At 46.2% G+C, this 22,673-nt stretch carries 24 protein-coding genes; 11 read left to right on the plus strand and 13 right to left on the minus strand.

Going from position 1 to position 22,673, the window contains the following annotated elements; translation table 11 throughout:
* The first annotated feature begins 196 nt into the window (after positions 1-196).
* Complete coding sequence (locus tag D2910_RS07145) at positions 197-607, plus strand: GNAT family N-acetyltransferase (RefSeq protein WP_117312919.1); 411 nt, start codon at positions 197-199, stop codon at positions 605-607.
* A gap of 351 nt (positions 608-958) precedes the next feature.
* Here D2910_RS07145 and D2910_RS07150 read toward each other — a convergent pair whose 3' ends face one another.
* Positions 959-1,621 (minus strand): uridine kinase family protein, encoded by a 663-nt coding sequence (locus D2910_RS07150; protein ID WP_117312920.1) that lies wholly within the window; start codon positions 1,619-1,621, stop codon positions 959-961.
* Between the two features lie 169 nt (positions 1,622-1,790).
* Between D2910_RS07150 and D2910_RS07155 the strand changes: the two genes are divergently transcribed.
* Complete coding sequence (locus D2910_RS07155) at positions 1,791-2,702, plus strand: iron-hydroxamate ABC transporter substrate-binding protein (RefSeq protein ID WP_117312921.1); 912 nt, start codon at positions 1,791-1,793, stop codon at positions 2,700-2,702.
* 333 nt (positions 2,703-3,035) lie between these two features.
* Here the strand turns inward: D2910_RS07155 and D2910_RS07165 are convergent, their stop codons facing one another.
* The gene (locus tag D2910_RS07165) at positions 3,036-3,548 is read right to left on the minus strand and encodes a GNAT family N-acetyltransferase (protein WP_117312923.1); all 513 of its coding nucleotides are present in this window, start codon (positions 3,546-3,548) and stop codon (positions 3,036-3,038) included.
* A 412-nt stretch (positions 3,549-3,960) separates the two neighbouring features.
* Between D2910_RS07165 and D2910_RS07170 the strand changes: the two genes are divergently transcribed.
* Entirely contained in the window at positions 3,961-4,656 is a 696-nt protein-coding gene (locus D2910_RS07170) for an ABC transporter ATP-binding protein (RefSeq protein ID WP_117312924.1), read from the plus strand.
* Entirely contained in the window at positions 4,649-9,193 is a 4,545-nt protein-coding gene (locus tag D2910_RS07175; protein ID WP_117312925.1) for an FtsX-like permease family protein, read from the plus strand. The genes D2910_RS07170 and D2910_RS07175 overlap by 8 nt, the downstream gene beginning before the upstream one ends.
* 459 nt (positions 9,194-9,652) lie before the next feature.
* Here the strand turns inward: D2910_RS07175 and D2910_RS07180 are convergent, their stop codons facing one another.
* The 5 genes from D2910_RS07180 to D2910_RS07200 all read right to left on the minus strand — a co-directional run bounded on the left by D2910_RS07180 (position 9,653) and on the right by D2910_RS07200 (position 13,224).
* Complete coding sequence (locus D2910_RS07180; protein ID WP_117312926.1) at positions 9,653-10,546, minus strand: Type 1 glutamine amidotransferase-like domain-containing protein; 894 nt, start codon at positions 10,544-10,546, stop codon at positions 9,653-9,655.
* Positions 10,547-10,566: 20 nt separating this feature from the next.
* Positions 10,567-11,013, minus strand: a complete 447-nt coding sequence (locus tag D2910_RS07185) for an NUDIX domain-containing protein (protein WP_117313078.1) — start codon at positions 11,011-11,013, stop codon at positions 10,567-10,569.
* 22 nt (positions 11,014-11,035) lie between these two features.
* Positions 11,036-11,584 (minus strand): NUDIX hydrolase, encoded by a 549-nt coding sequence (locus D2910_RS07190; RefSeq protein ID WP_117312927.1) that lies wholly within the window; start codon positions 11,582-11,584, stop codon positions 11,036-11,038.
* 232 nt (positions 11,585-11,816) lie between these two features.
* Positions 11,817-12,686 (minus strand): signal peptidase I, encoded by an 870-nt coding sequence (gene lepB, locus D2910_RS07195; protein ID WP_117312928.1) that lies wholly within the window; start codon positions 12,684-12,686, stop codon positions 11,817-11,819.
* Entirely contained in the window at positions 12,679-13,224 is a 546-nt protein-coding gene (locus tag D2910_RS07200) for an RNA polymerase sigma factor (RefSeq protein ID WP_240633570.1), read from the minus strand. Before D2910_RS07200 ends, lepB begins: the two co-directional genes overlap by 8 nt.
* A 156-nt stretch (positions 13,225-13,380) precedes the next feature.
* Between D2910_RS07200 and D2910_RS07205 the strand changes: the two genes are divergently transcribed.
* Positions 13,381-14,205 (plus strand): DUF1835 domain-containing protein, encoded by an 825-nt coding sequence (locus D2910_RS07205; protein ID WP_117312929.1) that lies wholly within the window; start codon positions 13,381-13,383, stop codon positions 14,203-14,205.
* Between the two features lie 114 nt (positions 14,206-14,319).
* Entirely contained in the window at positions 14,320-14,613 is a 294-nt protein-coding gene (locus D2910_RS16775; protein ID WP_133299083.1) for a hypothetical protein, read from the plus strand.
* Here the strand turns inward: D2910_RS16775 and D2910_RS07215 are convergent.
* Complete coding sequence (locus D2910_RS07215) at positions 14,610-15,374, minus strand: TerC family protein (protein WP_117312931.1); 765 nt, start codon at positions 15,372-15,374, stop codon at positions 14,610-14,612. The two genes, D2910_RS16775 and D2910_RS07215, sit on opposite strands and share 4 nt — an antisense overlap.
* A gap of 363 nt (positions 15,375-15,737) precedes the next feature.
* Here D2910_RS07215 and D2910_RS07220 point away from each other — a divergent pair, with 363 nt between their 5' ends.
* Genes D2910_RS07220 through D2910_RS07230 form a run of 3 tightly spaced genes read left to right on the plus strand, consistent with a single transcriptional unit; the run spans position 15,738 to position 18,580 of the window.
* Complete coding sequence (locus D2910_RS07220) at positions 15,738-16,127, plus strand: MerR family transcriptional regulator (protein ID WP_117312932.1); 390 nt, start codon at positions 15,738-15,740, stop codon at positions 16,125-16,127.
* A 34-nt stretch (positions 16,128-16,161) separates the two neighbouring features.
* Positions 16,162-17,469, plus strand: coding sequence for a hemolysin family protein (locus D2910_RS07225; RefSeq protein WP_117312933.1), 1,308 nt, complete (start codon positions 16,162-16,164; stop codon positions 17,467-17,469).
* Between the two features lie 52 nt (positions 17,470-17,521).
* Positions 17,522-18,580, plus strand: a complete 1,059-nt coding sequence (locus D2910_RS07230; protein WP_117312934.1) for a hemolysin family protein — start codon at positions 17,522-17,524, stop codon at positions 18,578-18,580.
* An 81-nt stretch (positions 18,581-18,661) separates the two neighbouring features.
* Here D2910_RS07230 and D2910_RS07235 read toward each other — a convergent pair whose 3' ends face one another.
* Positions 18,662-18,928: a hypothetical protein gene (locus D2910_RS07235; RefSeq protein WP_117312935.1), complete on the minus strand. Its 267-nt coding sequence runs from the start codon at positions 18,926-18,928 to the stop codon at positions 18,662-18,664.
* Positions 18,929-18,981: 53 nt separating this feature from the next.
* Positions 18,982-19,452 carry an SRPBCC family protein gene (locus D2910_RS07240; protein ID WP_117312936.1) on the minus strand — a complete coding sequence of 157 codons (471 nt, stop codon included), beginning with the start codon at positions 19,450-19,452 and terminating at the stop codon, positions 18,982-18,984.
* A 104-nt stretch (positions 19,453-19,556) separates the two neighbouring features.
* Here D2910_RS07240 and D2910_RS07245 point away from each other — a divergent pair, with 104 nt between their 5' ends.
* Entirely contained in the window at positions 19,557-20,024 is a 468-nt protein-coding gene (locus tag D2910_RS07245; protein ID WP_117312937.1) for an immunoglobulin-like domain-containing protein, read from the plus strand.
* A 36-nt stretch (positions 20,025-20,060) separates the two neighbouring features.
* Here the strand turns inward: D2910_RS07245 and D2910_RS07250 are convergent, their stop codons facing one another.
* The 3 genes from D2910_RS07250 to D2910_RS07260 form a co-directional block, all read right to left on the minus strand.
* On the minus strand, positions 20,061-20,603 hold the full coding sequence (locus D2910_RS07250; RefSeq protein WP_117312938.1) for a GNAT family N-acetyltransferase: 543 nt from the start codon (positions 20,601-20,603) through the stop codon (positions 20,061-20,063).
* 21 nt (positions 20,604-20,624) lie between these two features.
* Positions 20,625-21,188, minus strand: coding sequence for a hypothetical protein (locus D2910_RS07255; protein ID WP_117312939.1), 564 nt, complete (start codon positions 21,186-21,188; stop codon positions 20,625-20,627).
* A 143-nt stretch (positions 21,189-21,331) separates the two neighbouring features.
* On the minus strand, positions 21,332-21,853 hold the full coding sequence (locus D2910_RS07260; protein ID WP_165850152.1) for a redoxin domain-containing protein: 522 nt from the start codon (positions 21,851-21,853) through the stop codon (positions 21,332-21,334).
* Positions 21,854-21,951: 98 nt separating this feature from the next.
* On the opposite strand from D2910_RS07260, the gene D2910_RS07265 reads away from it, so the two are divergent.
* Positions 21,952-22,671 carry a cytochrome c biogenesis CcdA family protein gene (locus D2910_RS07265; RefSeq protein WP_117312941.1) on the plus strand — a complete coding sequence of 240 codons (720 nt, stop codon included), beginning with the start codon at positions 21,952-21,954 and terminating at the stop codon, positions 22,669-22,671.
* Positions 22,672-22,673: the final 2 nt, after the last annotated feature.

A 22,673-nucleotide genomic window follows, 5' to 3' on the forward strand; every position in this document is an offset into this window, starting at 1 on the left:
ATATAAAAGATGATTTCTATACAGGGTTTATTAGCTTAACCTGAAATTTATGAAGGAGCTGGAAGTTGTAAGTTCTTGGTAAATTGACTATAGTTACTCAAAAGATACTTTCAGGATTTTTGAAGTAAAGGAGGCATAAGACAGTGGAAAAATTGCGCATGCACTCTTCAAATTAAAAATTTGAGGAGGAAAAAAGATGGAATATGTATACAAAGAAGATAAGAAAATAGATAAAGAATCGTTGAAATCGTTGTATGAAGACGTGGAATGGTTCGCCTATACAAAAGATTTGGACCAATTGGCGGAGGCGGTTGCCCATTTTTTATACGTCCTGTCAATTTGGGACAACGATGAGCTAATTGGCTTAATCCGAGTGATCGGCGACGGCCTCACCATTATCTATATCCAGGACATCCTTGTACTGAAATGCCGGCAGAATAAAGGAAACGCCAGCGAACTGATGCGGCGCGTACTCATAAAGTACCGCAATGTCCGCCAAAAAGTCCTTTTGACAGAAGAAGCGGCAGGTGTTCGCCACTTCTATGAAAAGAACGGCTTCGAGTCTTGTGACCAGGGGACTCTCGTGGCTTTCGCGAAGCTTGGTTGACTGAAATCTCCAGACGCTAAAAATCCCGTGCGGGTGATTGTCACCCGCACGGGATTTTTAGTTGGTTTTCCGCTTTTCGCTTGCGAAAAGCATCCATTTTTCTTTTGATCTGTGATTTTGGGTGTTGAGGCAGCTATGAATGCGGATATTGATGAGGAAATGCGCTCTTACAGCCCCGTTTTTCTTTTTGAAAAACGGCGAATCTCTTTTATCCGCGGCTGCGGCTTGTTTATCCGCGCCTGTGAGGGTTTTATCTGCGCCTAAAGACTATTTACCCGCGCCTAGACGATGTTTATCCGCGTCTAAAGGCCATTTATCCGCGGCAAGCCATTTTCGCCCCAAAAAAGAAGATCATTCTACCACTCCGCCAAACTCAAAATCCATCTTCTCCACAAATTGCTGCTCACCGACCGACTTGATGACGATATCAAAATTCTCGCTATAAGGATGCATGAAAACTTCATATTGGATCCGCCGTTCGGCATGCGAAAACTTCAGGTACTCCAGATCAGTCCCACGTTCCACAACATCGCGCGATGATCTTCTCATTAATTCCGTTTCGCCATCTGTGTAAAAATAAATTCTCAAATCGAACAGCTCCGGGTCGATAAAAGCCGCGCTCATCCCCTCGACAATCGTCAACTGATTTTCGGAAGAAATCAAAGCCCGTTCCATGTAATGGACGTCGATGGTATAAAAATCGAGACCATCCCGCGCCATCCGCACATCCCGCTCCAATGCGCCCAAATGATGCGCCGCCGGATGGCATGCGGTCATTTTAAAGCGGTGATCCTCATTTTCATATGTATAGTCGATTGCAGAAAGCCGTCGAATATCCGAACTGACGATATACGGGTCCGTATTGAGGCAGTTTACGTTTTTATTGCCAAGCCGGGCCAGCAGTTCCTGTGTGAAATGGGACTTCCCCGCCGCTCCGTGTCCCGATATGCCGATCACGAGCCGCCCCTTCTTCGATGATATCCAAGTTATAACTGCGTCCATAAGATTTTCCATTGTTATCTCCTTTTAAGTCAGCTTTAGTTAAGTATACGAAATTTTTTAATGAGGAAGCTTAACTGCTTTTATTTCTTAAATCATTTAACTGTCAATTGACACCAATTACATTTTCCTATAATATCTAAATGAAAATGATTATCATTATCAAAAATAAAGGAGAAAACTCATGAAAAAATTAGCTGTGCCTTTTTTACTTATACTAATACTTATTCTCGCTGCTTGCGGTAAGGCAGAAGGTGAAAGTGGAGCTGCCGAATCGGAAGTTTCCGATACATTTACATACGAATCAGAGACAGGCGCGGTCGAAGTGCCGACTGATCCGAAACGAATCATTGCTCTTACAAATGGACCAAACGTCCTTGCGCTTGAAGGCAATATCGTCGGTATTGATGAATGGACAGGCATGAATTCCCTGTTTGAAGAAAAATTGGAAGGCGTGGAAATCGTCACTGAAGACAACCTCGAGAAAATCATTGAACTGGATCCGGATTTGATCATCGCTGGTTCACATATGAAGAACCTTGATAAACTGGGCGAAATCGCTCCTACAGTTTCATTTACATGGGGCAAGCTGGATTACCTTGATCAGCAGGTCGAAATCGGTAAGCTATTGAATAAAGAAGAAGAGGCTGTCAGCTGGGCTGAAGATTTCCAGAAACGCGCTGCGGCCATCGGCGATGAAATCCGCGCCGAAATCGGCGAAGACGCTACAGTTTCTGTAATCGAAAGCGGCAACAAGGAATTTTACGTGTTCGGCGACAACTATGCGCGCGGCACGGAAATTCTATATCAGGCAATGGACCTGAATATGCCTGCAAAAGTCGAGGAACTGGCGCTGGAAGCTGGCGTTTACACCTTCTCTTCTGAAGTGCTGCCAGAGTTTGCCGGCGATTACGTGATTTTCAGCAAGAACCCCGACGTCGATAACTCATTCACTGAAACGGATGTTTGGCAAAACATCCCGGCGGTCAAGAATGACCATGTATTCGAAATCAACACGAAAGCATCCACATACAGTGACCCGATTACATTGGAGTACCTGTTGGATTTCTTTGAAGAATCGTTCTTAACTAAATAAAATTTTGAAGCCATCATGGGAAAGAGAAATCCTCTTACCTGTGATGGCTTTTTTGTATTGCTGGATTTTATGTATAAGCATCCATGTAAAACTTAATTACTGCAGTAAGGAATCTCCTGTTAACTATTCCCTATTGGTGGTTATAAATTCCTTGCAGGTTCAATGTTAAAACAACAACCATTGAAAAGATCGCCGCTAATATAGCATCGTGTTTTACACTATTAGTTAATGTCGGCATCCATTCGATCTTACTAGTCAAACTTACTAGCCTCGCAACAATAAAAAAGATAATGAAATAACTAAAAAATGTTCCAATCATATAATCACCCCAAATCAATTTTTCAGTAGACCGATTTCTTCCCACCCATAAGCTATCTCGTTTAACACTTTACCAGAAATAGTTAACGTTTTGCGGTCGACTTTTTTGCCGCCCATCTTCTCGTAGAAACCGCGCGAAGGATTGTCTTCCAGCACCCAGACGAGCATCGAGTTGTAGCCACTATCTCCTAAATGTTCGACTACTCTTTTCATCAGCGATCTGCCTATCCCTTTTCCCTGATATTCCGGCAGTATATAGATTGAATACAGCTCGCCCTGCAACTTTTCGTACATCCCCGTTCTCTCTTTGCCGCCATCTGCAAATCCGATAATATGACCCTCATCATTTTCTGCTACGAAGTTGTTATTTGCTTTAAGATTTTCTTTCCACAATTGTTCCCGTGCTTCGCAGCTTAATTGGTTCAAATAAGTATCCGGGACAATGTTTCGGTATGTGGTGCGCCAGCTATCCACATGCACATGTGCGATTCCTTTTGCATCCACCAACTTTGCTTTTCTTATTTTCATTTTTTGCTCCTTTTTGATTTATGCCCAACTCTGTCCTGTTTATGCCCAACTTCTTGTGTTTTATGCCCGACTTTGGTCCGTTTATGCCCAACTTTGACTGATTTATGCCCAACTGGCTAATCTGCGTAGCTAGCGAGTCGCATTTCAGTGCTGAATTTTGGTGCGCGGGCGAGTATTTTGATTCTCCGTACGGTTCATTTTCAGTCGAAACTTTTATATTCCCAATTAGTCTTTCCGGCACCGTGTACTACTATGTAACAATAAAAATCAATCCAACTTCCAGCAATATTTTCATCATGACCCATCGGCATCCCGAATTTCATTGAAAGTTCAATCAATTATACTTTATCCTTCTAAAATTTGGTATATTTGGAATAGATAAAATAACATTTTCTATCAGGAGGCGATTCCATTGAACCAGACCATCGAATGCCGCAAGTTGACGAAAGCGTTTAAAGGAGATGGCGTGGAGACATTCGCGTTGAAGAATATAGATGTGACATTAGAGGAAGGCGATTTTATTTCCATTATCGGCCCGTCCGGCTCCGGCAAGTCGACGCTGCTCAGCATCATCGGAACATTGGATGAGCCGACTTCAGGGGAATTACTGCACGAACAGCAGCCTGTACATAAGCTCAACAGCCGGCAGCTGGCGGATTTTCGTTTTGAAAACATCGGCTTCATCTTTCAGCAGTTTCATCTGATCCCGACACTGACGGCTGCAGAAAATATCATGGCGCCGTTATTCGGGCGCAAAGTGAGTTACGACAAGAAACAGCGGGCACTGGATCTGCTCCAGATGGTTGGGCTTCAGGACAAGGCGAACTCGCTTCCTTCGCAGCTTTCCGGCGGCCAGCAGCAACGCGTCGCGATTGCACGCGCGCTAGTCCATGAACCGAAATGGCTGCTGGCGGATGAGCCGACCGGCAATCTCGATTCGGAAACCGGCGAAGTGATTTTCCAGTTGCTGCAGACGCTGAATAAAGAGAAAGGATGCGGCGTACTCTTCGTTACGCATGACCCGGCGCTTGCTGAACGTGCCAATCGCAAAATCGAAATGCGCGACGGTGAAATCGTCTCGGACACGCAGGTAAGTCAGTATGCTTAAATTCATCTGGAATTCCTGGTGGCGCAATAAAGAGCGCTTCATTCTGTTGCTGGTCGGCGTTTTGATCCTGAGCACCGGGCTCAGTTATTTGGTCGGCATTACGCAGGCCAATAACGGGACGGTGGTCGATGAGCTGCAGAAGCGGTGGAAATCTTCTTATCATATTGTCGTGCGTCCGGAAGGCAGCCGCAGTGTCACGGAAGAGTTGAACCTCCTCGAGCCCAATTATTTGAGCGGACTGGAAGGCGGAATTTCGCTTGAACAGTACGAGCAGATCAAAGCGATGGCGGATGTGGAAATTGCTGCGCCGATTGCGATGATCGGTTCCAATACGAATTATGTGGAACTGGAAGATCCAAATATCACTGAGCCCGGAATCTACCGGATGAAGATGGTTGAGGAAACGAATACAGGAGCTGGCATCCAGACAGAAGAGACATCTACTTATGTCACTGCCGGTGGCTGGATGCCGAGTGGCACGACTGCCATCGATTACGGTATTTCACCTGGCATTCCGATCTTATCTTACGGAACTTCCATCATGATTGCCGGCATTGATCCGGAGGCGGAAGCGGCCATGGCCGGTTTGGACGAAGCGATTATTGTCAGTGATTCCAGCCGTTATTTCAATGAAAGTGATGTTTCTGCTCCAACCGGCGAAGTGCTTGGCGATACACCGGAATACAAAGTTCCGGCACTGATCAGCAATCAGGATTTCGTTGATGCCAAACTCACTTACAGCTTTGAAAAACTGGATATCGCTTTTGATGCAGATCAGCAAGCGATTGCTGAGGATATCCTCTCAAAAGGCGGCGAAGAATATCTTGATGAATTTGAAGGAACGCCAGTAAAAGAATTCACTTATCAAACTACGGATGTTCATGAGAAACTGACCCAAAAGATTTTAAATCCCTATTCCGAAGCAATTCGCGCGGTACCGGATCAAGCCTGGATTGCTGCAAAGCCTTCGATTGTAAAATATACGCCTGTCACGAGCCCTTTTCCGGAGCGCTGGCCGTATACCTATGAAGTGGAACCGTTTGAGCTTCCGGAAGATTCGCCGTGGGCTACAAAACATATGTATCGCCAGGTCAATCCATACAGCTACGACAGTTCGAAATGGCCGAAATTGCGCCTGGATTTTGTCGGCGTATTCGATCCGCAGAAGCTGCAGATTTCCAAAGACCCGCTGACGGAACTGCCGATGGAAACCTATTTCCCGGCGAAAGCCCAGTGGGTAATGGATTCGGACAACAATCCGATCAATCCCCCTGCGGAAATGAAACCGACAAACGACGATTACGGTTTCCTGACAAAGCCGCCGCTCGTGCTGACGACACTGGAAGCAGCTGCGCAGATTTTAGGCGATACGCCCATTTCCGCCATCCGTGTAAACGTCAAAGGCGTTGAGATGATGGATGAAGAAAGTGAGGCTTTATTGCAGGAAGTTGCTGCTGAAATTGAACAGCAAACCGGTCTCATCACAGACATCACGCTCGGCTCTTCCCCGCAGCTGGCCTTGACGCACCTGCCTGGGCTCGACGGAGAAGAAGCGCTCGGCTGGGTACAGCAGCCGTGGATCAAAATCGGTTCGTCCATTTCCATTTTCAAAGAAGCGAAAATCGGCATGAGCGGCGTCATCGCCAGCGTCATTCTGGTGGCCATCGTTTACGTCTTCGCGTCCAGCATCATCATGCTGTTTGCCCGCAAAAAAGAATTTGCGGTGCTGCTCGCGCTCGGCTGGCGCCATTCCCAATTATCTAAATTGCTGTTTCTGGAAGCGACGATTCTCGGCATCCTGGTCGCCTTGATCAGCTGGTTTATTCTCGGTGCGTTTTTCGTGTCGGGCAGTGTGGACACTTCCGCATTCCGTGTCTTCCTGATCGGTGTCAGCGGACTCGCCATCTATTGGCTCGGTTCGCTGATTCCTATTGCTTTGATACGCAGAATAAAACCATTTGAATCGATGCGCTCCGGCGAGGTCTCACACCGCGCGAAACGAATTGTGCGGTCGGAATCCGTCATCGGCATGAGTTTTAATAATCTGTTCTCGCAATGGCAGCGAAGTGTCCTATCCGTTTTCGCTATTGCGGTGCCGACCAGCCTGTTCATCTTCTTCCTGTTCGTGACGTTTCGCCTGCAAGGAGTGCTCTATGCGACCTGGCTCGGTGAATTCGTCGCACTCGAAGTCGGCACCATGCATTATGTCGCAATGGGGGTCGCTTTATTGATTGCCATATTAACGACGACCGAAATCATGTGGCAGAATGTGTCGGAACGGCAGGCGCAGATCGCAGTCCTGAAAGCGACCGGCTGGCAGAACAACAGCGTCCGCTTCCTTGTTTTATGGGAAGGCGTCTTGACTGGCCTGCTGGCAGGCATCATCGGAATGGCGATTTCACTGGTCATTATCTATTCCATGTACGGCCAGCTGCCGACTGAGGAATTGGGCTTCCTGTCGCTGACGATGCTGATTCCGGTCATCACCGGCGTGCTGGGTGCGTTACTGCCTGCCGAGAAAGCGGCGCGCATCCTGCCGTACCAGGCGATCAACGGCACGCTCCAGAATTCGAAAAAAGTGGAGAAACAATTCAAATGGGCGCTCGGCGCTGCAGGCGCCACGTTGGTGGCCGGCATCTTCTCGCTGTTCCTGTTCACTTTGCCGGAAATCAATAATGAACCAAGTGGCAACGTTTCGGAAACGGCGACGACCGGAACCGAAGGCGAGTTACTGGCGGATGCCCCTGAAAAAGATGAACCGGAAGAAAGCGACGTCGTGGAAGAGGTCGCGGAAACCGCAACCGGTGAAATCGCCAAACTTCAGGAAATTGCGTATCGTTCCTATACATTAGGTGACGGAACTGACGATACGGCAGAGTTCAGATTAGGTGATTTGGTCGAGACTCCTGCTGGTGTTCAAGTGAGCGATGAGAAGAATCGATTAATATCCTTTCCGGTGACGCTTGATCGTTCCAGTGAGACTGAGGGTGGATCCACGACTTATAAGCCTCATGGTTTTAAAATGATGGACGATAAGGGCACCGAATATCCCGTGGTGAATATGGAAGTGACCGAAGGCGGCGATAAATGGCGGCACAAGTATAAGTTTTTGATTCCAAACAAAATGACCGCCATTTTGACTTACGAACTTCCGAAAGATCTCGATCGCGCCGTCTTTGTGGCGAGCGGCGAATTTTATCCGAGTCCGGTCGTCGTGGAGATTCCGCTTGGCGAGACGGACTCAGCCAGCGGTATATCTCCTGGCGCAAGTGCAGCTTACAATATCGATCTTGCTTTGGACGAACAGGACGTTTTTCAGATCAGCGCTGAAATCGACGTCACCAACGAATCGCAGGATTCGTGGACAGATATCGGCTTTTATTTCATCCCGAACGCTTTGACGGATGCCAATAAACCCGATTTCATGGAAGACGGTGCGGAAACGGCGATCTCGAGCATCACCGCGGATGGCGAGGAGATTCCGTTCGAGTTGGTCGATAATCGCCTTATGTTGAAATTGGATGCGGAATTGAAACCGGATGAGAAGAAAACGGTGAAGATCGATTACACCTTGAAGCTTCCGGAGAACGGCAACCGCCTGTCGCAGGTGGATGACAATTTTTACTTGGCGCAGTGGTACCCGATGCTCGGCCATTACAGTGACGGCTGGAACATCGAGGACTACGACAGCAAAGGCGAATCCTATCACACTTCCTATGGCAGCTACGAAATCGATTATCAATTGCCGGCGGAGTATTTAGTCGCGAGCTCTGCAGTGGACGGCGAAGTTTTGCCGACGGCTTCCGGGACATTGGCGGGCGACAATATCAAAGATTTCTATCTCGCGTTGATGGATCCAGATGACTGGCATACGGCGGCTTCGAGCGTCAACAATACGGCGCTCCGAGTTTATATCCCTTCTGCCGGGCTGGATTTCACAGCGGACATGATGGCAGTAACAGAAGATGCTTTCGCTTTCTTTGAAGAAAGGATTGCCGACCATCCTGCCGAAGAATTGGACGTCATCGCCAATGACGGCGGCATGGAATATCCGAATATCATTGAAGTGAACAGTAATCCGGACGATTTTGAACACACGCTGATCCATGAAATCGCGCATCAGTGGTTCTACTATCTGGTGGCGAATGACCCCTACACCGATTCGTGGCTTGATGAAGGCATCACGGAATGGGTGGCAGCCATGTATATGGTCGAAGAAGGGTATCCGGATCCATTCAAGTTTGCCGAAAGAATGGCGCAGACCAGCCCGACAGCCCACTTGATCAATTTGCCGTTGAGCGAATTCGAAAGAGGCGATTACTATTCGACCATTTACGGAAAAACGCCTCTCCTGCTGCAGGAGTATTTCGAAGCGAACGGCGGCTCTGATGCGGCTTTCGACTTTTTATCGGCATATGTGGAGCAGTTCCGTTTCGACTACGTCAACACTGAGAAGTTTGCGGAGTTTTTTGTGGAACAGCATGGCGAAGACAGTCGTGAATTCCTGAACAGCTGGCTGGACCTTGAAAAGGAATAAAACAGGTTTTGTCGCGCCGTCCGGTTTGCCGGGCGGCGCTTCTTTTTGGGTTGTGCGACTGGGGGGTGGGGGTTTTCCGGTCGATTTTGGTTTATGCCCAACTCGGGCTTGTTTATGCCCAACTTCTTGTGTTTTATGCCCGACTTTGGTCCGTTTATGCCCAACTTTGACTGATTTATGCCCAACTGGTTAATTGCAGCTAGCGAGTCGATATTTATTGACAATATCAGCCTTCTGCTGAGTGAAATCGAAACTTTCGCAGTTTCATTTTCGAGCGATTTATATTTACTCCCAACTTCGACCTGTTTACTCCCAACTTTCATCGATTTACTCCCAACTTCGCTCCGTTTATTCCCAACTTCAATGGTTTTATTCCCAACTAGCCATTTCGCGGCTTTGCATCGCACATTTTTCATTCCACGCAAAAAGGGACAGCTCCACTCGCCGTCCCTTCAGCATTTATTGCAAAACCCATCCCGCCACAACAATTGAAACAAACAAAATTACCGCAAGCCCCACAAAAAGATACCCGCCAACCTGAAGTGCCTTAGGCATCGTCTCCAGATTTCTGTAATCTCCTGCAGCAGGGTAGCCTTCGATGCTCTGCATATGCCCAACTGCATCGTTGAACGGCTTTTTGTCGCCAACGATAGCCTGCGCATCGTACTCGCCATCTCCACTGAAATTGAATGCCTCCCCTGGCTGCAGCTCGACTTTGTCGTCACCGATAAACAGATAAGCAGACTTCGTGCCCGTGACTTTGATGTGCCCATCCTGAAAATACGCACCGCTTTCTTCGGGCAACGCGATGACCGGCGCATCAAAATCTTCGATATAACGACGGATCATTTCATCGTTTTCATTTTCGTAATGGCACCAGACAGCCAGGCCGTCGAGCACATCCAATCCGGCGAAATCGTGTACGCCCACTCTATTGTCATCCAAGTGTGCACTGGTCATGATGTTCGAGCCCAGAATGATGGCGCCGGCGCTCCCGCCATAAACGACGCCACCACCTTGTATGTATTCTTTCAACACCCTATCGAAACCGGAATTCCGCATTTCATTCAATAAATGAAACGTATTCCCCCCGCCGATATAAACGGCTGAGAATTGCTGCAGATCGTCCACCGATTTCCGGTGAAGATCGGTCCACATGACGATTTCATGAATGCCCAGCGGGTTGAAGACATCCCGCATCCACTGAAGACAATCAGCGTAGGGAATCATACCGTCCATCGCAATCGGGATATATAAGAGCGGCTTCGCCTGACCGATTTGCCGCCTGAATTCCTCATCAAACTTCTCAGTGTTCTTCCGGTCTCCACCGCCGGATAAAAATAAAGATCCCATTTCTAAGCCCCTTTCACCCATCAAATATAATCAAGAATTTTCAAATCCATTTCATCTATAACGCCGAGTACCTCGCTTCGGTCCCATAATTTCATCTCTGACGTTTCGTCATTCTTCAGGAATGGCTGCAGCTTCTCCCTACTGCCAGCAAAAACAGGATTGTATTTGACGCTGCCATCAGAACTATTCTCCAATTTCAACAGCCCTTTAAACTTCAGTTCCGTTATGTATTGGCCGGTTTCCTCATAAAGCTCCCGGATGGCGCATTCCTTCTCCGTCTCATCGCCTTCACGCCGCCCTGCAGGCAATTCCCATTGTTTCCGCCAGACGTTATAGACCATCAGAACCTTCTCCTCACAGCTGATCACCGCAAAGGACCCGGCGATCGGAGCGTAACCCTTTATTTCTTCTTCCTTTATGGCAATAAAATCAAGAAACCTAAAGCCGTTATTTTTGGTGGTGTTCAAGTGCAGCACTCCTTTTAATAGCTTATCTTTCATCCAATACTGCCTTCGCCATGTAATAGGCGCTGGCAGTGAAAAGCTGCGTTTGAATTTCCTGGTTTCTTATCAAATCGCCAAATTTCTCAAACTCGATTAATTTTACTTCTATCTCTTCTGTTTCATCGAGATGCTGTTCAGCAGATTTATAAGCATCCGTTAGAAGAAAAGTTTTTATCTTGTTATTCTGTGTTGCTGGATTCACCATGAATTCACCGAGCAATACCGGGTTTTCCATAGAAGTGTATCCCGTCTCTTCCTGGATTTCCCGGAGTATACCTTCTTCATCGGTTTCCCCTTCTTCTTTTTTGCCCGCAGGAATTTCAAGATAGAATCCTTGGCCTCCGTACCTGTATTGCTCAACCAGTACCATTTGATTGTCCTTTGTCAAAACGACCGCGTTTACCCAATCGGCAAATTCGTTTACGTAATAGTCATCGATAGTGATGCCGTTTGGCAGTTTGCATGCATCTTTTCTTAAATTTCCGAATGGGGTTTTGTAGAGATATTCGGAATCTGTTGTTTTCCACGCTTTCATTGCTTATCTCCTTCTACTCGGTAATTAAATTTTTCAATTCGATCGACTAGCTTCCCCCAGCATATAAAGTGTTGAGATTCCAATTCTGGTTAGTTATCTGTTCCAATCCAATTCTCCTCTGCTGTCGTTTAATTTTTTCTATTTCTATAATAAATTCTATTTATTCCTGAAAATTCCTTTATGGAATAATTAAAGAGCACCGCCAGAAAGCAGTACTCGTTTATAGATGCGCTTAATCTTTTGCATATCCTAAAACCTTGCCTTCAACCGCTTCTAAAGGCAATTCTCCGAAGTCTCTGCTGTCAGTGCCTCTCCACCATTGATCGACTAAAACAAAGACAGCTTCGTTTGATACTTTTACAGGTTCCATCGAGGTAGCGAAATACTCTTTCATAGAGTCCACGTTCACCCAGGATATTTGTTCTTCTTCAGAAACTTCTATATCTGTTGTCAGGGTTCCTTCTTCAACGTTTCGTTCCACCATCTTAAAATATTCGTCCTTGCTGAGCCCTAAACTTGTTGCAGCCCCATAAAACGTATCAAGTTTTTTGTCGTCCACATAAATCTGCCCCTCGCGTATTACCACGGTTTCTCCCGGCAATCCTACAACTCTGGCAATATAATACTCAGGTAAATTCGAGTTTTTATTGATGGCTGAAACCGGAGTTTTATAATATACTACGTCTCCACGACGGACTTCTTCATATTCCATTTCAACAACTAAGCTACTGTTGGTAATGGTGTCATAATCATGATTTCCACGATCCATTGCGTCTGATCCCCATTCGACTAAGATTGTGTTCTCCTTAGCTTCGACCATTTCAATTTCCGGCACCGTATCCGGGTCCGTCAGAGCAGGCAATTCGCTCGTCGTTCCTGCTGGACCGGATGGATCCGTATTGTTCTCACCCATATTCAAGACAAGAAAAGTTGTAACGACCGTCAAAAGCAACATCAGTACAGCGGCATATTTAAAATCAGCAAACCGGTTCGCCGGCCGCTGCTCCTTTTTCATGTCATTTAGAATTTTCCGCTTCAGCGGTTCGTTAAAGCGAGGCGATTCGCCGACAAACTCATCCAGGTCACGTTTGAATTTATTCATCCTGCATCCCCTCCCACTCTTTCAAATCCACTTTTTCGCGCAATAAATCCTTTGCGCGGCGCAATCTCGTTTTGACAGTGTTTTCCGGGCAGTTCAGCAGCTCGCTGATTTCCTTCGACGTGAATTCCTGGTAATAGAACAGCAGGATCACTTCCCGATATTTAACCGGAAGCTCAAGAATTTTATTCGTGAGATTGCCCTGGACTGTGTGCTGCTCCAAGGCTGCCTCGGGAGATTTGCCTGAAGAAATTAAACTGCCGATTCCATTCGAAAACAACGAGCGTTTGTTTTTCCAGCTCCGCAGATGATCACGGCATTTATTGACGGCAATTTTCGATAAATAGGTTTTCAGGGAAGCGCGGTTGTCGAACTGGGCGGATTTGTGGTAATAGCTGATGAACACTTCCTGCATGATGTCTTCGGCCATCGACCAGTCCTTTACGTAGAAATAAGCCAGCCGGATCAGGTATTCCCCGTGGCTGTCCATTATCTTTTTCATCTCTTCATCGCTTATTTTCGTGTCTTCATGCACCGGCATACGCCCCCATCCCTTCCTGAACACCCAATAGACGCAAGTTTTCTGATAATAGTTTCGTTTTTATAAGTATAGGTGAAAAAGAGGCAACGTGGTTTTTTAAATCTTATGATAAGCTTAAACACATGGGATATTATGTAATAAAAAAGGAGTGGGACAATGAATCATTTTGTCGTTGGAGAATCGGCTGCCGGCTCTTTGAAGCTGGCTTTTCGAGGGAAAAACCATCAGATTTACCCCTTGTCGCTTGATCTTTCGCTGGGGCCGATTGCGGCAATCCACGAAGAAGAAGGCATTCAGCGCCATGTGGACTGGCTCAGATCTTCATTTACATTCGAAGATGATTATTTCGGGCATCAGGAAGAAACGTACCGGCAGACTTTAGAGAAAATAAAAAGTTTGAAAGACGGCGACCAGGCAACGATCTGGACAGGTGAAAATACAGCGGAACAAATTGGGCTGCGCCTCGTTTGTTTTCTTATGGCAAATAAAAAGGTAGATCTGTCCGTCGTCAACACCGCTGAAGCGATGAATGAATTGATGAGAGATTCGGACATTGAGGTTGAAATCCGACATTCGGGGGAATGTAACAACAAGCAAATGGCCCACTTTTTTAAGCATTCGAGAACGCGGTTGCCGAATGCCGAAACGGTCGCGTTAGCTGATGACATGTTGAAATTGCTGTCGAGTACGAGTCTATTGCGGTCTTGGAAAAACGGGGAAATTCTGGACGCCGAAGAGACGCGGGACGATTCTTTCATTTTAAAATGTGTACGCGGGCAAAAAGAAAAGAACTTGAACGACGGTTTCGTCAAGGCAACTCGGATTGTCGGCGAAGTTTTGGGGCATTCCTATCACATCTATTCCGATGCCTGGATCGATTATAGGCTCCGTTCACTGACCCGTTCAGGACAGCTGATTTCAAGAGGCGATCTCAGGTCGATGCGGAGTTATGATGTGCGATTGGCTCATGAAGAGGTTTGACAAAATGCAAAAGGCTTCGCGGATGCGAAGCCTTCTTTTAATGGATTGGAGTTTTTCGCGCAGCGAAAAACATCCGTTTTAGCTCTTTTGATTTTGTGGGCGGGGTGAAGCAGGGTGGCATTCTTCAACTTGCGCCGTTTTTCAGGGCATAAAAATAATACAAAAGACAAAAAAGCATCTTCCCGCGCAAACATGACCGGTTTCCGCGCATACTTGGATCTCTTCCGCGCATTCATATCCTCCTTCGACGCATACTTGTCTTTTTGCGCGCATACTCCCCTGTCTTTAGCGCATATATTTCAATTCCCAAGAAAACCGACTCAAAAGACACCGCTTCCCTTCATTATTTCTATCAAAAAAACCGGCCCGGAAGAGTCCCCCCTGAGCCGGCCGATTTTATTCCATTAAGCCAGCTTCTCTGACTCACGCTTCTTCTTGACACTAACCAACGCTCCGACTGCAACAATCGCAAGCAAGACTCCCCAGAAAATCAGCTTCCATTCTGCCGAGTGGACGAAATCGTATGGCAGGATGCCGAGATTTTTATGCCCCAGAGTCAGGACAGTCAACTTTACGCCGACCCAGCCGACAATGACGAAGGCAGTTGTTTCAAGCTGCGGGTAGTTTGCCAGCAATTTAACGAATTTATGTGCCGCGAAACGCATGATGACGAGGCCGACCAATCCACCGGCAAGCATGACGCCGAACTGGCCGCCGTTGATGCCGCCGATTTCCATCGAGCCCAAGTGAGGCAATGTCATCGCCAAAGCGACTGCAGCAAGCATGGAGTCGATCGCGAACGCGATGTCCGCCAGCTCGACTTTGAAAACGGTCGTCCAGAAACCTGAACCTTTTGTCGCTTCAGGCTCATGCGAATGTTCCTTGTGTTTTCGCTGGTCGTAAATGTGCTTGAAGGCGATGAACAACAGGTAAGCCGCACCTAACGCCTGAATCTGCCAAACATCGACGAGCAGCGTGATCAGGAACAATGCTGCGAAACGGAACACGAACGCTCCCAGTAATCCATAGAACAACGCTTTTTTCTGCTGCTCTTTCGGCAAGTGCTTGACCATCACCGCCATAACCACCGCATTGTCTGCAGCAAGTAACCCTTCCAGTGCTACAAGAACGAGCAGCACCCATACATATTCCAATAAAATCGCTTCCATCTTCCAAACCCCCAGCTAATTTTTTGCAACAAAAAAGACCCAGCCTAATTAAAGGCAAAGGTCTTGCTAAGCAAAATTAACTGCTATCACAGCCGGTGGCTCTTAACCACGTAATGACGACTGTGAAATAGGTTTCCCTATAGCTACTCCCCTTTGACGAATGTCAAAAGTCTATTGAGTTGTAACGTCAGTATAGCATCATTCAAAAGAAAACAATAGATTGTTTTTGTCTGAATTGTGGCAAATTTAAGTGGGACGAGTTTTCATTGCCATAAACCATTACGTTCCACTGTATGGTTTGCTTCCCGATGTGATAGGATATTCTTAATTTAAATTGGAGGTGAGTGCATTGGGAAGGATTTAATGAAAATCGGTGAAATAGCAAAACAGAGTGGTGTGTCTGTAAGAACCATTGATTATTATACAACTGCGGGTTTATTGGCATTCGAACGCTCTGAAGCTAATTACCGGCTTTACCCGCCCAATGTTCTGCACACGCTCGAACGGATTCAGGCATTGAAGAAACAGCGCATGTCGATCGCGGAGATTAGGGAAATTATTTGTGCAGGCGATACTCCGGAAACGGATGAACTGATTGATGAAGTGATCAATGAGTTCGATCAGCTGCAGCAAAAAATCGTCCGGCTGGAAAAACAGCTGAAGGATGCACCGTATTATGCGAAGACACAAACGGGCAAAGCACTGGAGAGAAAGATGGCTGCCATCACGGCTCTTTTGGTTTTGCTCCAATAAACCCCGGAGGTGAATCCCTTTTACAGGGACATAAGTGGATATAATTACGATATTGAATTTAGGATTATTGGTACTATTGCTCGGCCTGACAGCTTTTTTTGTCGGATCAGAGTTTGCGGTGGTCAAGATCAGGATGTCCCGGCTCGACCAGCTGATTGCAGAAGGCAATAAAAAAGCGGTTACCGCTAAAAAAGTGGCCGGCAACCTGGACTATTACTTGTCAGCCTGCCAGCTCGGCATCACGGTGACAGCCCTCGGACTCGGGGCGCTCGGTAAACCGACCGTCGAACGGCTGATGTATCCGATTTTCGAACTCTTTGCCGTATCGGATGCTATTGCCTCAGCTTCTTCGTACGCCATCGCCTTCCTGCTGGTTACCTATTTACATGTAGTCGTGGGAGAAATGGCACCAAAGACATTGGCAATCGAATTTGCAGAAAAGATGTCATTGCTGTTGACTCCACCGCTTTATTGGTTCGGGCAAATCATGAAGCCTTTCATCTGGGCATTGAACGGAGCTGCCCGCTTATTGCTGCGGACATTCGGCATCCAGCCTGGACATGAACAGGCCTATTCGGAAGATGAACTCAAAATTGTCATGGCGCAAAGCTTTGAAGGCGGCGCCATCAATGAAACCGAACTTTCCTATATGGAAAATGTCTTTACGTTCGATGAGCGGGCCGCCAAAGAAATCATGGTGCCGCGAACAGAGCTTGTGACCCTCGATAAAGATATGCCGCTGGAAGAAATCGTCGAGATACTGGATGAAAACAATTACACACGCTACCCTGTCACAGAAGACGGTGACAAAGACAGCATCATCGGTTATGTCAGTGCCAAGAAAATGCTGCCGCACATCGTCGCTGGCCGTCCATGGGAACTTCAGAATTTTGTCCGCGACATGCCGACCATTTTTGAAATGACAGGTTTGCAGGATGCGTTGATGAAAATGCAGAAGGCACGCGTCCACATTGCATTGGTTGCAGATGAGTATGGCGGAACTGCCGGCATGATTACGATGGAAGATATTCTGGAAGAAATCGTCGGTGAAATCCGCGATGAATTTGATGCAGATGAAGTACCCGATATCAGCAAAACCAATGAAGCCGATTATCTGATCAACGGACGCGTGCTGCTGAAAGACCTGGAGGACCGCTTTGACCTCGAATTTGATGAAGGCGAAGATATAGATACAATCGGCGGCTGGGTTCATTACAAGAGTCTGGGTGAAATTCAAACTGGTGATGTGTTCACTGGCGACAATGGAATCTGGACAGTTGTGGAAATGGATCACCAGCAGGTCAAGCAGGTTCTTTATCATCCCAAATCTAAAAACGAATAAATACAATGAGCAATTACACGGAGGTGAATCCCTCGTTTAAGAGGGAACCATATTGGATGGACAAATAATCATCAATTTACTGCTCGTCGCGCTGATGATACTCGCGACAGCATTTTTTGTCGGTGCGGAATTCGCCACTTTGAAAGTGCGCATGTCCAGAATCGATCAATTGATATCAGAAGGCAATAAAAAAGCCGTTCGCGCCAAAGAAGTCGCAAACGAATTGGATTACTATCTGTCAGCCTGCCAGCTCGGCATCACAATCACTGCATTGATACTTGGTGCTTTGGGTGAACCGACCGTCGAAAAGCTGCTGCATCCCGTATTCGACTATTTCGCGTTATCTGAAGCAACAGCTACTGTTCTTTCCTATGCGATTGCACTCGGAATTGTCACGTTCCTGCATGTGGTCATCGGGGAATTGGCGCCAAAAACCCTGGCAATTCAATACGCCGAGCGCATGACGTTGATGCTCGCCCCGCCGCTTTATTGGTTCGGCAAAATCATGAACCCTTTCATCTGGCTAATGAACGGTTCGGCGCGTTTATTGCTGCGTCTGTTCAAGGTGGAACCAGCCGGCCATGAAGAAGCCCATTCCGAAGAAGAGTTGAAGCTGATCATGGCGGAAAGCTACCAGAGCGGTGAAATCAACCAGACCGAATTGACTTATCTCAAAAACATTTTCGCTTTTGACGACCGCGTTGTGAAACACATCATGATTCCACGCGATCAAATGGTCTCAGTCGACAACGGCTTTTCCCGCTCCGAATTTTTCGCGGCATTGGATGAGCATGAATTCACCCGCTATCCGGTAACCGATGGCGGCAATAAAGACCGGCTTCTCGGTTACATTAATACGAAAGAGCTGCTCACCAGTATGGCTGCAGGCAGAAAACAGGAACCGTCTTCCTTTATTCATGCGATGCCGAGTTTCACTGAGAATACACCAATCCAAAAAGTACTGACAAAAATGCAGCAAAACCGGACCCATATGGCAATGGTGACTGCTGCCGACGACAAAACGACAGTCGGGCTTGTGACAATGGAAGATATCCTGGAGGAAATTGTCGGAGAGATCAGCGATGAGTCCATTGATCCGGAACTGGCTTAAGATTTATAGCAGCATACAGGGCGAGCCAAGAATTTGGTTCGCCCTGTTTTTTATATTTGTTTTTTCGCAGAGCGTATAACTCTATTTTCTGCCGCTCTCATGATCCTTCAGAAACTTTTCATCCCTTTTCTTATCAACGAAACTCCAAACCAAAAAGATCAAGATTGATATACCTATTACCAATAATGAAGAGTTGAATACAAAATCAAAATCCATCTCATTGACAATTTGGTCAACCCCGGCCCTGTTTAAATGGGTGCTCCAACTGCTTTGATAATCGAAAAGGAGAAAGGCTAAAATCAACCCCAGTACGAGACCGCCCAGTATAGAAAGGAATGATTTCTTCAATTCGTCGACACCTCCTGTTCAAAATATATCCTGGTCGTGATTTTCACTATTAACTAAGTGCTTTGCCCCTCAATTGTTCTTTCCGCTATCTTTTTCAACTCAATCGCCCGCTCCGCAATAAACCTGGTCATATACTTCTCCAGAAACAGCTTGTCAGCAATCTTGCCGAGAATTCCTAAAGGAGCCTTATAAACAAACCGGTCTTTCATGACCGTGCCGCTCCCTTTACTACTGAATTCGTGTGTATGCGTGAAGGAATGAAAAGCACCTTTCACCATTGCATCCGTAAACGAATGCGGCTTTTCCATTTCGATAATTTTGCCCGTCAGTTTCTGCTTTACGCCGAGATGCACAGCTTCCCACGTAACCGAATCCCCTTTTTCCATCAAGCCGGACGTCACTCCCGCAACAGCCCGCTCTTTTGTCTTACCGGTTGTTTCCGTATGCACATCAACGTTTCTGGCAAGATCAAAGCAGACTTCAACTGGCGCTTCGATGTAGATTTCGTGGTTTATGGTTGGCATTAACATGCTCCCTTCAAGATATTCTGAATCCCTGAACTTTTAGCTTTCTTTTCCGTAACGTATGCCTTACTTAAACGACTACTCTATCAAAGGGGGAATTGGTCATGCATTACAGAAAACTGATTGGCTTGCTGACTATTTTCACATTTTCATTAACTGCCTGTATTGGCCAGGATCCCACCACTCTGGAAAAAGAGTCTCCATTCAACGATTTGCCAAGTGAATTTCAAAAACAGGGTGCTGCCGTCCGCATATCAAGTGAACAGGAAACCTACTCTCTTCCTATCGAGCAAATCCATCTGGTCATTGAAAATACCGGAAGCAAAGAGATCGGTTTTAGTGCAGCTATTTACCTTGAAAAACTGGAAGATGACGACTGGTATCAGATTCCGTATAAAAACTTAGGATTCACTGATGCAGAAATCGGAATAGCCATTGGTGAGACTTATATTGATGAAGTGCCGATTGATATGCTTCATTATCAATTGCAGGAAGGTACTTACCGTATTATGAAATCATTCCACACCGAATCGGAGCAAAAAATTCTTGCTGCTGAATTTGTAATTGAATAGATTTAAGGATTAATTTGCATAAGAATTAATCCTTTATCACCCAATCCTCCCCATCAAAACCGTATTATAAAATTTCCCGTCACTTAACAACTTGTCGTCCTTAAGGATTCCTTCCACCTCGAAGCCATATTTTTCATACAAAAGAATCGCTTTTTTATTCGTTTCAAGGACTTTCAACGTCATTTTTCTAATGTGATTGCCATCTGCCCATTCGATGGATCTCTTTAATAGATTCTTTCCTATGCCGTAGCCCCAATACGCCTCCAATACGCCGACACCGAACTCCACTTGATGGGCGGTTCGTTTGAGTGAATTGCCCTCGCATCTTGAAAATCCGACAATCCGGCCATCCGCTTCAGCCACCAGAAATAGGTTCCTGCTGCTTGCGGCATCATCTTCGATGATCCGTTTGAATCCGGCTTCATCTATGTATGCCTCGCCCGGCTCTCTATCCAGATTTTCAGTTTCACCGTCCACCTGCAGCCTGACTTCGGACAGGGCTTTCGCATCCGCTGTCGCCGCTGACCTTATACGGTACTGCAGTTCGTTGACAATAAATTCTTTCTCTTCAATTCTCATCTTCTATCCTCCAACATACTTTCAGTTCGAATTCTGGCCTTGAATCACAGTTGAAATCACCCAATAGGCTTCGTCTTCCGTCAATTCATCCGTCAGCATAAACTCGAATGAATACGAACCCTGTTCTCCATTAAAAAAAGCAGTCAAATACTCGTTGTCACCGCTGGTGGTCTCGTGGTAAAGAACAGACTCCCCGTTCACTGTCCTAAGTTCGTGGCTGTTATCCCCGCTGATTATTTCATTTTTGTCGAAAGTAATTTTGAACAAGATCGGATCTCCTTCGTAAATGCCGTAGATGACTTCAGATCCAACCGTTTCCTCGTGATTTGAAATGATTTCACCGCTCTTCAATGAACCCTTTTCACGCGAGTACGTTACCAGGAGACTCTTCGAGCTGGCCATTGGAACAGAGATGATTTCCGCCGATACAATCGGATACTCTTCAAAATCAGGAATGTAAATTTCCGCATCAAGCTCTTTCTCTGCCTGCTCTTCAGCCGTTTCAACCGATTGTGCTGCTTCCGACGAACAGGCAGCAAGCAGCAGCAATGGCAATAAAAATAATAAGAATGTGTGTTTTTTCAATGGATCGACCTCCAGTTTTATTACTCTATCCAACAATCTTTGAATTTTTCCCTATACTAGATACTTCGATACTTCCCTTTCATTCACCTTTGAAGACGATAAAAAAGGCTTTCCCCTTTAAGAGAAAGCCTTATTATCTTCATTTAGTTAATCCATCCCTCAAGCATTTCTTCTGACAGCTCACCTTCATGAACCTCTTCGATCACACCTTTTTCATCAACCAGGAAGGAAGCTGGCAAATTGCCTACACGATACGCTTCTTTGATTGACCCGTCCTGATCGATCATCACGGGAAAAGTCAGCTGGTATTGATCGATGAATTGGCCGGCTATGAAGTCGGACTGGCCCAAATTGATGGAAATGACTTTGAAACCATCATCTTTATATTTTGAATGCGCGTTTTCAAGTGCCGGCATTTCGCGTTTGCACGGCTCACACCAGGATCCCCAGAAATTGATGAGCGTTTTGCCTTCAAGCTCGTTGGATAAAACAAGCATCTCGTTCGCCACCGTCTCACCGGCAAAATTAGGAGCCTGCTTTCCCTGCGAAGTCATGGCCGTTTCCGGTTCTTCTTTCATACTTTCATAAGCTGCGTAAAACACCATCACTGCGAGCAGTCCTAAGACCGAAATCCTGTAAATCATACGTTTTTTCTTCTTATTCATCCGCAATCCGCCTCTGTTCATCTATTTGTAAAATTCTATGGAAATTATGGAAATATTCGTTAACTCTCCTGTGCTAGAATAGCATAGAGGTGTTGACTTTGGAAAATATCACTATTTGGGTCGCGCTGGCCGGCGGATTTCTGGCATTCATATCCCCGTGCTGCCTTCCTTTGTATCCTTCTTTTGTTTCTTACATAACCGGTGTTTCCGTAAATGAATTAAAAGAGAATAAACAAGCTGCTTTCAGAAAAAAAGTCTTAATCCATTCAATTTTCTTTTCACTCGGATTTTCTGTCATTTATTACGTCCTCGGCTTTTCTTTGAGCACAATAGCCGGTTTATTCACCCAAAATGAAACGCTCATCCAGATGCTTGGCGGCATCTTTCTGGTGTTCATGGGCTTGTTTTTGATGGGTATCATCAAGCCTGAATTCATGTTTAAGGAGAAACGCATAAAACATGAAAAGAAGCCCGCCAGTTATTTGAATAGTTTTGTCGTCGGATTCGTCTTCTCGGCGGGCTGGACGCCGTGCATCGGACCGATTTTCGGCGCCATCATCACATACGGCAGCCTGGTTAATCCTGCACATACGCTTGCAGTCGTCACCGCTTATTCACTCGGCTTCTGTGTGCCTTTTATCATCATGGCATTTTTCATTGGCAAGACGCGTTTCATCATGAAGTATTCTTCTGCTCTGATGAAATTCGGCGGAGCAATCATCGTAGTGATGGGCGCCATGATTTACTTCGACAAAATGTATTATTTGAACATCTGGACTGCAGATCTGCAGTATTTTATCGAGTCCTTGCTGACTTAGGA

The organism is Planomicrobium okeanokoites, assembly GCF_003428875.1.
Classification (GTDB): domain Bacteria; phylum Bacillota; class Bacilli; order Bacillales_A; family Planococcaceae; genus Planococcus; species Planococcus okeanokoites.

Coding starts and splice junctions, on each gene's coding strand:
- D2910_RS07145 (WP_117312919.1), top strand. CDS start 197: ATGGAATATGTATACAAAGAAGATAAGAAAATAGATAAAGAATCGTTG.
- D2910_RS07150 (WP_117312920.1), bottom strand. CDS start 1,621: ATGGAAAATCTTATGGACGCAGTTATAACTTGGATATCATCGAAGAAG.
- D2910_RS07155 (WP_117312921.1), top strand. CDS start 1,791: ATGAAAAAATTAGCTGTGCCTTTTTTACTTATACTAATACTTATTCTC.
- D2910_RS07165 (WP_117312923.1), bottom strand. CDS start 3,548: ATGAAAATAAGAAAAGCAAAGTTGGTGGATGCAAAAGGAATCGCACAT.
- D2910_RS07175 (WP_117312925.1), top strand. CDS start 4,649: ATGCTTAAATTCATCTGGAATTCCTGGTGGCGCAATAAAGAGCGCTTC.
- D2910_RS07180 (WP_117312926.1), bottom strand. CDS start 10,546: ATGGGATCTTTATTTTTATCCGGCGGTGGAGACCGGAAGAACACTGAG.
- D2910_RS07190 (WP_117312927.1), bottom strand. CDS start 11,584: ATGAAAGCGTGGAAAACAACAGATTCCGAATATCTCTACAAAACCCCA.
- lepB (WP_117312928.1), bottom strand. CDS start 12,686: ATGAATAAATTCAAACGTGACCTGGATGAGTTTGTCGGCGAATCGCCT.
- D2910_RS07200 (WP_240633570.1), bottom strand. CDS start 13,224: ATGCCGGTGCATGAAGACACGAAAATAAGCGATGAAGAGATGAAAAAG.
- D2910_RS07205 (WP_117312929.1), top strand. CDS start 13,381: ATGAATCATTTTGTCGTTGGAGAATCGGCTGCCGGCTCTTTGAAGCTG.
- D2910_RS07215 (WP_117312931.1), bottom strand. CDS start 15,374: ATGGAAGCGATTTTATTGGAATATGTATGGGTGCTGCTCGTTCTTGTA.
- D2910_RS07220 (WP_117312932.1), top strand. CDS start 15,738: ATGAAAATCGGTGAAATAGCAAAACAGAGTGGTGTGTCTGTAAGAACC.
- D2910_RS07240 (WP_117312936.1), bottom strand. CDS start 19,452: ATGCCAACCATAAACCACGAAATCTACATCGAAGCGCCAGTTGAAGTC.
- D2910_RS07245 (WP_117312937.1), top strand. CDS start 19,557: ATGCATTACAGAAAACTGATTGGCTTGCTGACTATTTTCACATTTTCA.
- D2910_RS07250 (WP_117312938.1), bottom strand. CDS start 20,603: ATGAGAATTGAAGAGAAAGAATTTATTGTCAACGAACTGCAGTACCGT.
- D2910_RS07260 (WP_165850152.1), bottom strand. CDS start 21,853: ATGAATAAGAAGAAAAAACGTATGATTTACAGGATTTCGGTCTTAGGA.